Origin of the sequence: Rhodococcus sp. MS16 (genome assembly GCF_013277795.1) — a bacterium.
GTDB lineage: Bacteria > Actinomycetota > Actinomycetes > Mycobacteriales > Mycobacteriaceae > Rhodococcus_F > Rhodococcus_F globerula.
The window spans coordinates 82,413-95,202 of record NZ_VBTM01000008.1 but is presented as its reverse complement, the minus strand read 5'-3'; the positions used below and the strand labels follow the sequence as shown (position 1 = coordinate 95,202).

The following is a 12,790-nucleotide window of genomic DNA, read 5'->3' as shown; positions in this document are numbered from 1 at the left end:
TCGAGGTCGTGAGGAGATTCAGGCATGGACACCGAGATTCGACCGGGAGACACAGGCCAGAGCACCCTTGTCGTCCATACCCCAGCCGGTGACGTCCGGGGATATGCCGATGGTTCGGTTTTCGCCTGGAAGGGTATCCCGTACGCGGCCGCCCCGACCGGGGAGCGAAGGTTCCGAGCGCCACTACCGGCCGAACCATGGGACGGCGTGCGGGATGGCCGCGCCTTCGGTCCCGTCGCACCGCAGGGGCAAAGCCCGGCGGTGCCGATAGATCGGGCGTTTGTGGTCGACGAGGATTGTCTGTCTGTCAATGTGTGGGCGCCACGCCCCGACGGCACACCTCGGCCGGTCATGGTGTGGATTCACGGCGGTGCCTATTGTCTGGGTTCTGCAGCCCAGAGCATCTACGACGGTCGGCACCTGGCGGAGACCGGTGACGTTGTTCTCGTCTCGTTCAACTACCGCGTCGGCGCGATGGGGTTCCTTGACTTGTCTTCCTTCTCGACACCGGACGTGGTGTTCGAGTCGAATTGTGGCTTGCGCGACCAGATTGCAGCGCTCGAGTGGGTGCGTGACAACATTGCTGCGTTTGGCGGTGACCCGGGTGAGGTGACGGTATTCGGGGAGTCGTCGGGTGCCGGTTCCATCACGACGTTGATGACGTGCCCCACGGCCGAAGGCCTATTTCATCGCGCGATCGCTCAAAGCCCGCCGGCCACATCGGTATACGGACGTGATCGCGCGCGCTCGGTGGCACTCCGCTTCCTCGAACTTATTTCGATTGCCCCAGTCGATGCCGGCGATCTGATCGACGCCGATCTCGAACTGATCATCAAGGCCGGTGACGAACTGGTCAACGAAATCCCGACCCGCATTCCAGGCACCCTCGCCATGGCCCCAGTGGTGGATCGAGATCTGGTGCCGCACTACCCCGTTGCAGCTTTCCAGAAGGGGTATGCCCACAGAATCCCACTGATCATCGGATCGAACAAGGACGAGGCGTCGATCTTCAAATTCATGAAATCGCCGTTGATGCCGGTGAGTGCGCAGTCGGTGGAGGCGATGCTGCAGGCACTGGCCGACGACCACCCGGACATTTCGCCGACGCGGCTGGCCGAGATCATGTCCGCCTATCCTGATCACGCCAAACCCAGCGGTGCCTTGGCGCTCTCGCGTGACGCGGCGTTTCGGATGCCGACACTATGGATTGCCGACGCGCATGCACGGCACTCGCCGACGTGGCTCTATCGATTCGACCACGCCACGCCCATGCTCAAGGCCGCGCGCATCGGAGCTGGGCACGCAACCGAATTGCCTTATGTATTCGGCAATTTCGGAACCCTGGACGTCGATCCGACATTCTGGTTGGGTGGACGCAAGGCTGCAATGGAGGTGGCCGGTCGGATACAACGACGGTGGCTGGCATTTGCCCGGCATGGAGTGCCGGCCGCGCTCGACGGGTCCAAACACTGGCCGCCGTATGACGAAGAGGCCCGATCCACGCTACTGATCGATTCGCCGGACTCGTTGGTCCACGACGCTGACGAGGTGCTGCGCATCGCCTGGGGGACCGAGGTGATGGGATTCAAATAGCGGTCAGGGGTGATCGAGTTCGCGCAGCACCGGAAGCGCCGCGCACACGATCGCGATGACAACGATCGGAATCGACAGTGCCACAAAGGTTGATGCAATACCGAGCTGATCGAGAAGTGGGCCGACAACGAGGTATCCGAGTGGACCGGCGGCGTAGGCCGTCGACGTCATCACACCGACAACCCGGCCTCGCATGTGCTCGGGGCTGCGAGTCTGCATGGCGTAGTTGGCTATCGGCCCCACCGGGCCGTACACAAGACCTTGCAGGCCCGCCAGGACCAGAATCACCCACAACGGCGGGAGCAGGGCCATCGCGAGCATGGCAACGCCGAGCACGCCGACTGCACAGATCATGATCAGTCGCCGAGACATCAGGGGAGCAAGCGGCGCGTACGCCAAGGCGCCCACGATTCCACCGATCGCCAACGCCATCAACACCGACCCGAGCTGTGCGGGTTGATCGAGCTCGGTGAAATACACGGGGAAAACAACACTCTCCACCGGCATGTACAAAGCCACGACGGCCATGTCGACCAGTGCCAGAGCTCGGAGAAGCTTGTTGTTCCACACGAACTTCAAGCCCTCGAGTGTGCCGTGCCAGATGGACGCCGGACGTAGGCCGGGGTCTGGTGTTCCGGCGTCGGCCAGACGGATGAAGGCAACGACGATGATCGAAAGCACGAACCCCGCCGCAGTCACCCAGAGGGTGCTGACCGCGCCGATCGTGGCGATCAGGACGCCGCCGACTCCGGGACCGATCAGATACGCGACGTTGTAGTTCGCCTCGTACAGGCTGTTGGTCCGATCGAGCTTCCACCCCGCGGCGCGCGTCGCCGCCGGCAGCATCGATTCTCGCGCTGCCATGCCGGCCGGATCGAATGTTGCACCGAGCGCAGCGAGAGCGGCGATCACCGGAATGCTCAGACCTGAGGTGACCGCGAAGATGGGAATGGCCGAAGCCGACACAGCGGACAACGCGTCGGACACCAGCGAGGTGCGCCGACGACCGAATCGATCGACGAGAGTGCCGGAGAACAAACTTGCGATCAGCAGTGGCACGGCGGCGGCACCGGCAACAATTGCCGCGTCGGTGGCGCGCCCGGTGCGCTCGAGAACGAGCCAGGGGATGACCACCATGGAGATGCCGTTTCCGATTGCGGAGAACAGCGTCGCGAGGTTGATCAGAACCAACGGAAGGTAGTGGATCTGTTCGGACGTGCCCGCGCGTCCGAGTCGGGGCGTGACAGTCACGGACATTCCTTCCGGGCAGCGGGGCAGCAAAAGTGCTGTTTCCACCAACACTGCCCGACGCGCGTCATGTCCGCGACTGATTTTTGACGGCTCGCTCGGCCTCGGGGTCAGTTATCCCCGAGGCAACAAGCGAGTTACAGGAGGATCTGAAACTCCGGATTCTGCGCGACGAACTTTTCGACGTACGAGCAGGACGGGACGATCTTCTTGCCGTCCGACTGCGTTTGTGTGAGGGCTTGCCGCACGACGACGGCAGCGAGCCCACGGCCACGGAACTGCGGATAGGTGACGGTGTGGTGGAAATCGCGCACACCATCCGATTCGGAATACTCCGCAAAACCTGCGAGTTCGTCGTCCGAATAAATATCGAAGCGGCTCTCGTCGACGTTGTGCACGATCTTGTCGGTCATTGTTGGTGGCTCCGTATCGGTGAGGGATGTCTCCTCGACGGTACTCGGGTCTGTGGACGGCGCGAGAGGCGCTTCGAGTCAGCGCTCTTCGATTGCTGCTCGCCCAATTGGACAGCCGTTCAAAGCTGATCGTGTAGCGCGTTGTGTCGTCAGAAATAGGCTGTGTACTAGGGATTCTTGGTGTGAAGATGCACGGGAAAACGGCGATACACGTGATTTGCTACCGTAACGATCCCACCTGGTGAGATAGTTGAAAAAGATTTTTTCGCAACCGGGCGTGTTGCTCCCATGGAGGCCGAAAAAACGGGCAAATCGCAGGTCAGGCCGACTGGCTCCAGATATGGACCAATGTCGTGAAGGCGATGGCCTTAGGTCTCGAATAGGCACTGACACGGCAACGTTTTCCAGAGCGCAACCCAAACGAAGCCTTGGGGGGTTAGCGTGTGCATCGTCGGGGATAAACGAAGCGTTACAGGGTCACCGGAAAAAAGGTCTCGGGTGCATCCAGGCAACGGGCAGTCGTCACATCGTCGTCGAACACTTCGAGGAAGGAACGCACATGATTTTCGGACAGCGTGAGTCGAACAGTTACCTGGCTGCAATATTTTCGTACGACTTCCTCGATGAGCACATCGGATACGAGACGATTGCACGCATTCACCGCGGCGAGATCGATGACTGGATCCGCGACCTTGCGGCATCCGGACTCTTTTCCGCGGCCGAGGTTCGAGCGGCAGAACTCGCGTGGCACAAGAACCCACGACTCCTTCTCGACGCGCTCCTCGAAGATGCGGACGAAGTGTCGGTCAAGCGGTGGGAAATCGCGTGGGCGCGACTCGATCGCCAGTCACATAGCGTTCACCCGGCGCCCGTCGCCGAGCACGGTTGAAGGGCAACTGACGACTGAGGTCGTCAGATGACGTCTGCCTCGCCGCCGTCGACAACCACAACCTGCTGATCGCTCAGCACCCTAAACGGAATCCGTTCTTTTGTAAGTATGGCGACTGTTCGTGCCGTGGCCGCAGGATCCTCGAGTACAGAACCACCGCCGTGCGGAACAATCGCGAAATCGACGAGTCCGAGCCCGGTCCACACCGGCTCGATTCCGCACGTGGCCAGTACATCGGAGGGATCATCGGTGACGTCCAACCCGGTCAAGGTCGGTGTGGCCACAGCAGCGCCGGCGCTGTATCCCGCGTAGGCAAGATCTCCATTACGGACAAGGCGTTCGAGGACGTCGTCCGCTCCCGTCCGCGCTAACTGCGCCCGCAGGACAAAGGTATTTCCGCCGCGGACCCAGACGCAGTCGAACGTCCGCAGTGCGCGCTCCAGTGCGTCGGGTGAGTGAGCGTAGTCGCGGATGTCGAGTTCCTCGGCGTCGTATCCCGCTCGGCGTAGTGGTGTCAGTTCGCTGGTAACCGCGGACGCTCGGGCGGCTGCCGGCCAAGCGTCTGCGGCCGCCGCGATGACGGCGATCCGAGCGCCAGGGCCGACCAGTTCCGCGAACCGTGTGTGGTGGTCGCCGAACCGGTACGACGCCAGGAACAACTTCATCGGACGGCGTGGTTCAGATCGTGAACGCAAGGTTGTCGAGGATGCGTTTGCCGAGCGCGTGATCGCCTACGATCGTGACCTCGTCAAGATGATCAGCCGCGCGGACCCGTCCGCAGGCAAGTCTCGTGAAGAGCGCCGAACTCATCCGCACGGTCACGGTGGGTGGCCCATCGAGCGTGGGAACCAGAGCGGCGCGACCGTCGACGGCGATGTGTAGTTCGCGGGCCAGGGGGCCGCCGAGATCGAAGGTGATGCTGGAGCCGTCCGGTGCCTTGCCCCGTTTGCCGACAACAAATCCGAGGGAACTCGAGATTTCCTTGAACGCCAACTCGGCGCGCGGACCGCCCTCGTCTCCGGGAGCGCTGACAGCGTCGCGGATGTCGAGCTCGTGTAGCCAGCAGTCGAACAATCGAATTCGCATGAAGCGGCCGTACGGTGCCGGGCCGACGGGCGTGGAAGACTCGGCATTCCAGTCGGATTCGCTCAAAGCGCGAAGGGTGGCGGTACGAGCCGACGTGATCTCGCGATACTGCTCGAGGAGTTGCGGCGACGGGACCCGTCGAAGTCCCTCGACCCAGCGCTCGTTGAATGCGCCGATCTCGTTGTGCACGTGGGGGAGCGCGTGAACATTGACGTCGGTGGTCGGCGGTTCGATTCCCGAGAGAAGCGATTCGGTTCCGATCAGGTGCGCGGTGATGTCATGCACCGTCCACCCCGGCAAATTGGTGGGGGAGAACCAGCCGTCGCCGTCGAGGGCGGACAGAAGCGAGTCGATGACCTGCCATTGCTCGATCAACAAACCGGTGACGGATTCCTGGGGCCAGTCGCTCATAAGACTTTTCTCCGTAGATTTCGATGGTTCACTGACTTCTCACTGTAGGGCGAGAAAGTTCGGCCGCCGAGCCAACGGTGCCGTTCTGCCGAAATCGAATCGGACCGCGCCGCCTTGTGATAGACCGGGGTGGACGTACGAGAAGCTGATTGAGGAGTGCACGTGTTTCCTGGAAATTTTGTTGCTTCCACACCGGACAAGCCGGCGATCATCCGTCCGTCGACCGGTGAGTCGATCACGTATCGGGAACTCGACGAGCGATCGATCGCACTGGCCCGGCATCTGCGCGGGCTGGGAATGAAGCCTGGCGATCATGTTGCACTCATATCGAACAACGACCTGCGTGCGTTCGAAGTGTATTGGGCCGCACTGCGGTCCGGCTTCTACATCACCGCAGTCAACTGTCACCTGACGGCGCAGGAGTCGGCGTACATCGTCGACGATTGCGAGGCGAAAGTACTGATCGCGTCCGCTGGAGCAGCACACGCTGTTCCGACAGATCCGGCGCTGACGCCGCGAGTTCTCCACAGATTGGCGTACGGGGGTGAGCTGGCGGGATTCGAAGACTACGACGCGGCTGTCTCGGCGCAATCGACGGAGCCTTTGGATTTGCAACCCCGCGGCACGGACATGCTGTATTCCTCGGGAACAACCGGTCGCCCCAAAGGGATCAAGGGAGATCTGCCGGAAGGTGAAGTCGACGTCACGATGGATCCGTTTACCGCCGTGTTCGCGCCGATGTACGGATTCGATTCCAGCACAGTCTATTTGTGCCCGGCGCCGATCTATCATGCTGCGCCGCTGCGGTTCTGCGGGGTCATCAACTCGGTGGGCGGCACAGTGATCTTGATGGACAGCTTCGACGCCGAGACGGCGCTGTCTCTGATCGGCGAGTACGGCGTCACGCACAGTCAGTGGGTGCCGACGATGTTTGTGCGGATGCTCAAACTTCCCGAGGAGACACGACTCGGATACGACGTGTCGAGCATGAAGGTGGCCATTCATGCCGCGGCACCGTGCCCGCCGGAGGTCAAAGCGTCGATGATCGACTGGTGGGGTCCGGTGATCAACGAGTACTACGCGTCGACGGAAGGTGCGGGCGCGACATTCATCAACAGTGAGCAGTCGCTGTCGCACCCAGGTTCGGTCGGTCGCGACGGAGTAATGGGAATTGTCCACATCTGCGACGATTCCGGCGCGGACCTTCCCGTCGGTGAGATCGGCACAGTCTTCTGGGAACGTGAGAAGCTGCCGTTCCGCTATCACAACGATCCGGAGAAAACTGCGTCCGCGCAGCACCCCGATCATCCGAACTGGACCACGAGCGGCGACATCGGGTACATCGACGACGAGAGGTTCCTCTATCTGACCGACCGGGCGGCATTCACCATTATTTCGGGTGGCGTCAATATCTATCCGCAGGAGTCGGAGAATGTTCTGACTCTCCATCCGAAGGTTTTCGACGTCGCGGTAATCGGAGTTCCCGACGAGGAGATGGGCGAACAAGTCAAGGCCGTCGTCCAGTTAGTAGACGGAATTGAACCCTCGGCAGATGTCGCCGAAGAATTGCTGAAGTACGTGCGCGACCGCGTTTCGCATTTCAAGGCGCCGCGTTCCATCGACTTCGCCGACGAATTGCCTCGAACTGCCACTGGAAAACTTGTCAAGCACAAGCTGCGATCCCACTATGTGAATAGTTGACCAATCGTTACACGATTGTGCGGAGATAGTCGGCCAGTACCGACGCGTGGCTGTGGGCGAGGTCCTTGCTCGCCGTGAGCAGCACGATGGGGCGCGTGTCCGCTGTGGGTGTGACGCGCTCCAGGTACTCGCGGACGGGACGTGCGTCGAGTTCTGCGAGATATTTTGCGGAAAACGTGTCGAAGCGAGTCGCGTCGTGGCCGTACCACTTTCGTAGTTCGGTAGAGGGTGCCAATTCCTTGGCCCAGTCGTCGAACGGCAACTCGTCGCGTCGTATCCCGCGCGGCCAGAGTCGATCCACTAACAGTCGCACTGACTTTTCGGCGTCGGACATTTCGTAGACCCGTTCTACGACAATTTTTCGACGCTTCACGATCGACACCTCATGCATCGATTGTGGTTCACATCGTGGAATAGGTCGACACCCCGATGTGATGGGGCTCACATTATAATGACTTGTATCTAGGTAAAGATACTGTTCGGACTCGATTCAGATGAAGAAAGTAGTTCTCCGTGTTCACTTTCCACGGAGAAGTCTGGCTAGTATCAGTCACCATTCACCCAAAAGCGGGTCATCTTCCGCTCATCCCATGTTGGCCGCCGCTCATCGCAGCAGGCGAACCACCAACCGCAGAAGGTAATGGAACAAATGGAAACATCGAAGAGCGCACAAGTGCGTCCGTCGGTCGGCGTCCCTCGGGAGTCGAGTGACGGTGAGCGTCGGGTCGCGTTGGTGCCGAAGATCGTGGCGGCTCTGATCGGCAAGGGCGTCGACGTTGTTGTCGAGTCCGGTGCCGGTCTGGGTGCCTTGATCCCGGACGAGTTGTACACCGCTGCCGGCGCGAAGATCGGCGATCCGTGGACCGCCGATGTTGTGGTCAAGGTCGCGCCGCCGTCGTCGGACGAGATCGGCAAGATCAGCTCCGGCGCCAAGTTGATCGGGTTCCTGAACCCGCGCAACGCGGACAACCGCATCGCCGAGCTCAAGGCTGCCGGGATCGAGGGGTATGCGGTGGAAGCTATTCCGCGTATTTCCCGTGCCCAGGTGATGGACGCTCTGTCCTCGCAGGCAAATGTGTCCGGCTACAAGGCTGTGTTGCTGGCGGCGTCGGAGTCGACGCGATTCTTCCCGATGCTCACCACGGCCGCCGGTACGGTCAAGCCCGCGACGGTGCTTGTTCTCGGTGTCGGTGTTGCCGGTCTGCAGGCACTGGCCACGGCCAAGCGTCTCGGTGGCCGCGCCACCGGCTACGACGTGCGACCTGAGGTAGCCGATCAGGTGCGCTCGGTGGGCGCTCAGTGGCTCGATCTCGGTATCGACGCAGCCGGTGAGGGCGGATACGCCCGTGAGCTCACCGACGACGAGCGCGCGAAGCAGCAGCAGGCTCTCGAAGACGCCATCAAGGGTTTCGACGTTGTGATCACCACGGCGTTGGTTCCGGGTCGTCCCGCTCCGCGTTTGGTGACCGCGGCCGCTGTGGAGGGCATGAAGCCCGGCAGCGTTGTCGTGGACCTCGCCGGTGAGACGGGTGGAAACTGCGAGTTGACCGAGCCGGGTCAGACCGTCGTCAAGCATGGCGTCACGATTTGCTCGCCGCTGAATTTGCCGGCGTCGATGCCCGAGCATGCCTCGGAGCTGTACTCGAAGAACATTTCCGCGCTGATCGAACTGATGTTGGTGGAAGGCGCACTCGCGCCCGATTTCTCCGACGAGGTACTGGCCGGTGCGTGCGTCACCCGTGAAGAGAAGGGCGCCTGATGTACACATCGTTGTTGTCGAATATCGCGATCCTGGTGTTGTCCGGGTTCGTCGGTTTCGCGGTGATCTCGAAGGTCCCGAACACTCTGCACACCCCGCTGATGTCGGGTACCAACGCCATCCACGGCATCGTCGTTCTCGGCGCGCTCGTGGTTTTGGGCAAGGTGCACGATCCGTCCATCGGGTTGCAGATCATTCTGTTTGTCGCACTTGTCTTCGGAACGGTCAACGTTGTCGGTGGCTTTGTGGTCACGGACCGCATGCTGGCGATGTTCAAGGCCAAGCCCGCCGCCAAGACTGTTTCGAAGGATGGTGACCAGTAATGGAATACCTGGTCAATGGTTTGTACATTGTCGCGTTCTCGATGTTCATCTACGGTCTCATGGGTCTTACCGGCCCGAAGACCGCGGTGCGCGGCAACCAGATCGCCGCTGTCGGCATGCTCATCGCCGTCATCGCGACGCTGATCTCCATCCGTGACACGGAGATGGGGAACTGGATCCTCATCGCAGCCGGTCTGATCATCGGCGTTGTACTCGGTGTTCCGCCGGCGCTGCGCACGAAGATGACGGCCATGCCGCAGTTGGTGGCACTGTTCAACGGTGTCGGCGGCGGTACCGTCGCGTTGATCGCGTACGCAGAATTCCTCGACTCGGACGGTTTCACCGCGTTCAAGCACGGTGAGTCCCCGACGGTGCACATCGTCATCGCGTCTCTCTTTGCTGCGGTGATCGGTTCGATCTCCTTCTGGGGCAGCGTGATCGCGTTCCTGAAGTTGCAGGAAACCCTGCCGGGTCGTCCGATCGGCATTGGCAAGTTGCAGCAACCCCTCAATGCTCTGCTGCTCATTGCCGCTGTTGCGTTCTCGGTGATCATCGGTATCAAGGCGATCTCCCCGGAAGGCCCGACCAGTTCCCTCTGGATCGTCGGTGTCCTCGTACTTTCGGGCATCCTCGGCTTGATGGTGGTGCTGCCTATCGGCGGCGCCGACATGCCCGTCGTGATCTCGCTGCTCAACGCCCTCACCGGTTTGTCGGCTGCTGCAGCAGGTTTGGCGCTCGACAACCAGGCCATGATCGTGGCCGGCATGATCGTCGGCGCGTCGGGCACCATCTTGACCAACCTCATGGCGAAGGCCATGAACCGTTCCATCCCGGCTATTGTTGCCGGCGGTTTCGGTGGCGGCGGCGGAGAAGCCGCATCCTCCGACGGTGTCGTGCGCACCGCGAAGGCGACCTCCGCGGCCGATGCTGCTATCCAGATGGCGTACGCCAATCAGGTGATCGTGGTTCCCGGTTACGGTTTGGCCGTGGCGCAGGCTCAGCACGCCGTCAAGGACATGGCGAAGTTGCTCGAGTCGAAGGGCGTCGAGGTCAAGTACGCCATTCACCCCGTTGCCGGTCGCATGCCCGGTCACATGAATGTTCTTCTCGCCGAGGCGGATGTCTCGTACGACGCGATGAAGGAAATGGACGACATCAACGACGAGTTCTCCCGCACCGACGTCACGTTGGTGATCGGCGCGAACGATGTCACCAACCCGTCGGCGCGTAATGATCCGAACTCGCCGATTCACGGGATGCCGATCCTGAACGTGGATCAGTCGAAGTCGGTCATCGTGCTCAAGCGTTCGATGAACTCCGGCTTCGCCGGTATCGACAACCCGCTGTTCTTCGCCGAGGGCACGTCGATGCTCTTCGGTGACGCGAAGAAGTCCGTCGCCGAGGTCACGGAAGAACTCAAGGCTCTGTAAGTTTTTCTGCTTCAGAAAAGGGCGCCTACTCACGAGGGTGAGTAGGCGCCCTTTCGGTTTACAGGTGGATGCGCCGATCGCGGGAGAACGCGATGGCTGCCGTATCCGGTCGTGCTGCTTCACGTTTCGCGGCGACCGGCGAGTGCTCCATCAGAATGGCTGCCACACAACCCCAGGCCGCTGCGATCAGGAGCCCGGCAACCACACCGAAGATTCCGCTCATCTCGGTGGCGACCACACTGACCGCGACTGCGGCGACTCCTGAGATACCCAGTCCGACAATGACGGGTCGCCACCGCGGCGCAGAGATCAGAACCGCCGAACCGTACAACGCTGCTGCGGCAACAACATGCCCGCTGGGAAGCAAGGCCGTCGGCGCATCCGTGAGCCATGAACCCAGCGCAGCACTGGTCAGATTTGCGCCCACCCCGAGCATGAGTATGGCGCCGATACCGTACGGCAATGTGCGGATCATCGATACCGCGGCGAGGGCGGCGGTGGCCGTCAATACCGCCGTGACGTCCACGATGCGGACGATCTGATCGGCAACGGATCTCAACGATTCCGGAACAGTGACCGTCGGTGAATCAGGTCGGAGAAAGTACAAAATACCGAGCGCTGCGGCACACAATGCGGCAAGGGCGAGGAAGCGGGTTGTAGCGGACGGGGAGTGGGGGGCGGAGGTCGAGACGGTCACATGTCCAGCATCCCTGCTTTGTCTGTGACAAGCGTGAGGATCAGCTGTGATCTCGGTGGGTGGTCGAAGAATCGCGACGAACGACACCGGCGGACAGTGCTGCGACCAGCACACAGAGAAGTGGAATGAGCATCGCTGTGGTGAGTGGCACAATCTGGGTCGCCCAGCCGATCGTCGCGGGGCCGGCAAGAAACCCGATGTAGCCCAAACCCACAACCCGAGACATGTTGGTACCAGCAGATCCTGAGCCCAGGTTGCCGGCGGTCGTGAAGATCTGGGGGATGCATCCGGACAGTCCGGCGCCGAAGAGTGCCCAGCCGAACAGCGTGAGCGGAAGCCACCCGGAAAGAACGACTGTCAACATTCCCACCGAGGCGATCATGGCGCCGTAGCGAACAACCGCGACGGGGCCGAGTGCGGCGCTGATGCGATCCGCGGTGAATCGGCCGACTGTCATCATCGCGGAGAAAGCTCCGAAGGACAGGGCTGCAACGGCATTCGAGACACCAAGATCTTCCTTGACTTGCAGCGCACTCCAATCGTTTGCCACACCTTCGGCGAGCATGAGGACAAACGCCAGTGCGCCCAGTGCAAGCACCTTGGCAGAGAAGTGGCCGTGCGGTTGTTCCGTTGCGACGTCGTCGGCGTGGTGCAGGGCGCGGGGCAGCAGCGGCCGGGAGCAGATTGTGACGGCACCAAAGCCGAGCAGTGATGCGGCGGTCAGCGTAACGGAGGGTGCAAGGCCGAGTGCCAGAGTGCCCGCTCCGATGACCGAACCCACCACTCCGCCAACGGAGAACATGCCGTGGAACGCGGACATGATCGGCCGCCGGTACAACTGTTCGGCCTCGACGGCTTGGGAATTCATCGAGACATCCAAGGCGCCGTTGGCAAAACCGAAAGCCACCAGTGCAGCGCCCAATTGCCACGCGTTGGTGGCAAATCCCGGACCGAGCACGGCGGCGGACAGGCCGGTTCCCGCCAGGATTACCATCCTTCGGCTCCCGTAGCGGTCGGCGAGCGGGCCACTGAGCTGCATGCCGGCAATGGCGCCCACGGCAAGCAGGAGAAGCAGAGACCCCAGCGTGGAGTGGCTGATGCCGACGCGGTGCTCGATCGACGGGATGTGCACCACCCACATCGCGAGCAGGAAGCCGTTGATACCGAAGATGCCGAAAATGCCGGCGCGTGCGCGTATCAGAGTGGGAGAGGGGGCGATGCTCACCGTGACAGTCTGCCA

Annotated in this window: 13 protein-coding genes; 6 read left to right on the top strand and 7 right to left on the bottom strand. The window is 61.6% G+C overall.

The annotated features are described in order from the left end of the window. Positions 1–24: 24 nt before the first annotated feature. The gene (locus tag FEZ60_RS19815; RefSeq protein WP_172936811.1) at positions 25–1,593 is read left to right on the top strand and encodes a carboxylesterase/lipase family protein; all 1,569 of its coding nucleotides are present in this window, start codon (positions 25–27) and stop codon (positions 1,591–1,593) included. Positions 1,594–1,596: 3 nt separating this feature from the next. Here FEZ60_RS19815 and FEZ60_RS19810 read toward each other — a convergent pair whose 3' ends face one another. Beyond that, the gene (locus FEZ60_RS19810; protein ID WP_346343386.1) at positions 1,597–2,844 is read right to left on the bottom strand and encodes an MFS transporter; all 1,248 of its coding nucleotides are present in this window, start codon (positions 2,842–2,844) and stop codon (positions 1,597–1,599) included. Between the two features lie 134 nt (positions 2,845–2,978). Continuing rightward, positions 2,979–3,254 (bottom strand): GNAT family N-acetyltransferase, encoded by a 276-nt coding sequence (locus tag FEZ60_RS19805; protein WP_045071408.1) that lies wholly within the window; start codon positions 3,252–3,254, stop codon positions 2,979–2,981. Between the two features lie 559 nt (positions 3,255–3,813). Here FEZ60_RS19805 and FEZ60_RS19800 point away from each other — a divergent pair. After that, positions 3,814–4,143 (top strand): hypothetical protein, encoded by a 330-nt coding sequence (locus FEZ60_RS19800; RefSeq protein WP_033236037.1) that lies wholly within the window; start codon positions 3,814–3,816, stop codon positions 4,141–4,143. Between the two features lie 23 nt (positions 4,144–4,166). Here the strand turns inward: FEZ60_RS19800 and FEZ60_RS19795 are convergent, their stop codons facing one another. Next, positions 4,167–4,808 (bottom strand): Type 1 glutamine amidotransferase-like domain-containing protein, encoded by a 642-nt coding sequence (locus FEZ60_RS19795; protein ID WP_141486629.1) that lies wholly within the window; start codon positions 4,806–4,808, stop codon positions 4,167–4,169. A 13-nt stretch (positions 4,809–4,821) separates the two neighbouring features. After that, positions 4,822–5,640: a maleylpyruvate isomerase family mycothiol-dependent enzyme gene (locus tag FEZ60_RS19790; RefSeq protein ID WP_172936810.1), complete on the bottom strand. Its 819-nt coding sequence runs from the start codon at positions 5,638–5,640 to the stop codon at positions 4,822–4,824. A 162-nt stretch (positions 5,641–5,802) separates the two neighbouring features. Here FEZ60_RS19790 and FEZ60_RS19785 point away from each other — a divergent pair, with 162 nt between their 5' ends. Then, entirely contained in the window at positions 5,803–7,341 is a 1,539-nt protein-coding gene (locus FEZ60_RS19785) for an AMP-binding protein (RefSeq protein ID WP_172936809.1), read from the top strand. A gap of 7 nt (positions 7,342–7,348) precedes the next feature. Here the strand turns inward: FEZ60_RS19785 and FEZ60_RS19780 are convergent, their stop codons facing one another. Continuing rightward, positions 7,349–7,714 (bottom strand): DUF488 family protein, encoded by a 366-nt coding sequence (locus FEZ60_RS19780; RefSeq protein ID WP_095888751.1) that lies wholly within the window; start codon positions 7,712–7,714, stop codon positions 7,349–7,351. A gap of 276 nt (positions 7,715–7,990) precedes the next feature. Between FEZ60_RS19780 and FEZ60_RS19775 the strand changes: the two genes are divergently transcribed. From FEZ60_RS19775 to FEZ60_RS19765, 3 genes are read left to right on the top strand one after another with little or no spacing between them, the layout of a single operon-like run. Then, positions 7,991–9,100 carry a Re/Si-specific NAD(P)(+) transhydrogenase subunit alpha gene (locus FEZ60_RS19775; RefSeq protein ID WP_045071404.1) on the top strand — a complete coding sequence of 370 codons (1,110 nt, stop codon included), beginning with the start codon at positions 7,991–7,993 and terminating at the stop codon, positions 9,098–9,100. Further along, entirely contained in the window at positions 9,100–9,423 is a 324-nt protein-coding gene (locus FEZ60_RS19770) for an NAD(P) transhydrogenase subunit alpha (RefSeq protein ID WP_033236042.1), read from the top strand. The genes FEZ60_RS19775 and FEZ60_RS19770 overlap by 1 nt, the downstream gene beginning before the upstream one ends. Further along, positions 9,423–10,853 (top strand): NAD(P)(+) transhydrogenase (Re/Si-specific) subunit beta, encoded by a 1,431-nt coding sequence (locus tag FEZ60_RS19765; RefSeq protein ID WP_141486625.1) that lies wholly within the window; start codon positions 9,423–9,425, stop codon positions 10,851–10,853. The genes FEZ60_RS19770 and FEZ60_RS19765 overlap by 1 nt, the downstream gene beginning before the upstream one ends. Before the next feature lie 58 nt (positions 10,854–10,911). On the opposite strand, the gene FEZ60_RS19760 is transcribed toward FEZ60_RS19765, so the two are convergent. After that, positions 10,912–11,550 (bottom strand): hypothetical protein, encoded by a 639-nt coding sequence (locus FEZ60_RS19760; protein WP_172936807.1) that lies wholly within the window; start codon positions 11,548–11,550, stop codon positions 10,912–10,914. A 40-nt stretch (positions 11,551–11,590) separates the two neighbouring features. After that, positions 11,591–12,775, bottom strand: a complete 1,185-nt coding sequence (locus tag FEZ60_RS19755; RefSeq protein ID WP_287163581.1) for an MFS transporter — start codon at positions 12,773–12,775, stop codon at positions 11,591–11,593. Between the last annotated feature and the right edge of the window lie 15 nt (positions 12,776–12,790).

Coding starts and splice junctions, on each gene's coding strand:
- FEZ60_RS19815 (WP_172936811.1), top strand. CDS start 25: ATGGACACCGAGATTCGACCGGGAGACACAGGCCAGAGCACCCTTGTC.
- FEZ60_RS19805 (WP_045071408.1), bottom strand. CDS start 3,254: ATGACCGACAAGATCGTGCACAACGTCGACGAGAGCCGCTTCGATATT.
- FEZ60_RS19800 (WP_033236037.1), top strand. CDS start 3,814: ATGATTTTCGGACAGCGTGAGTCGAACAGTTACCTGGCTGCAATATTT.
- FEZ60_RS19795 (WP_141486629.1), bottom strand. CDS start 4,808: ATGAAGTTGTTCCTGGCGTCGTACCGGTTCGGCGACCACCACACACGG.
- FEZ60_RS19790 (WP_172936810.1), bottom strand. CDS start 5,640: ATGAGCGACTGGCCCCAGGAATCCGTCACCGGTTTGTTGATCGAGCAA.
- FEZ60_RS19775 (WP_045071404.1), top strand. CDS start 7,991: ATGGAAACATCGAAGAGCGCACAAGTGCGTCCGTCGGTCGGCGTCCCT.
- FEZ60_RS19770 (WP_033236042.1), top strand. CDS start 9,100: ATGTACACATCGTTGTTGTCGAATATCGCGATCCTGGTGTTGTCCGGG.
- FEZ60_RS19765 (WP_141486625.1), top strand. CDS start 9,423: ATGGAATACCTGGTCAATGGTTTGTACATTGTCGCGTTCTCGATGTTC.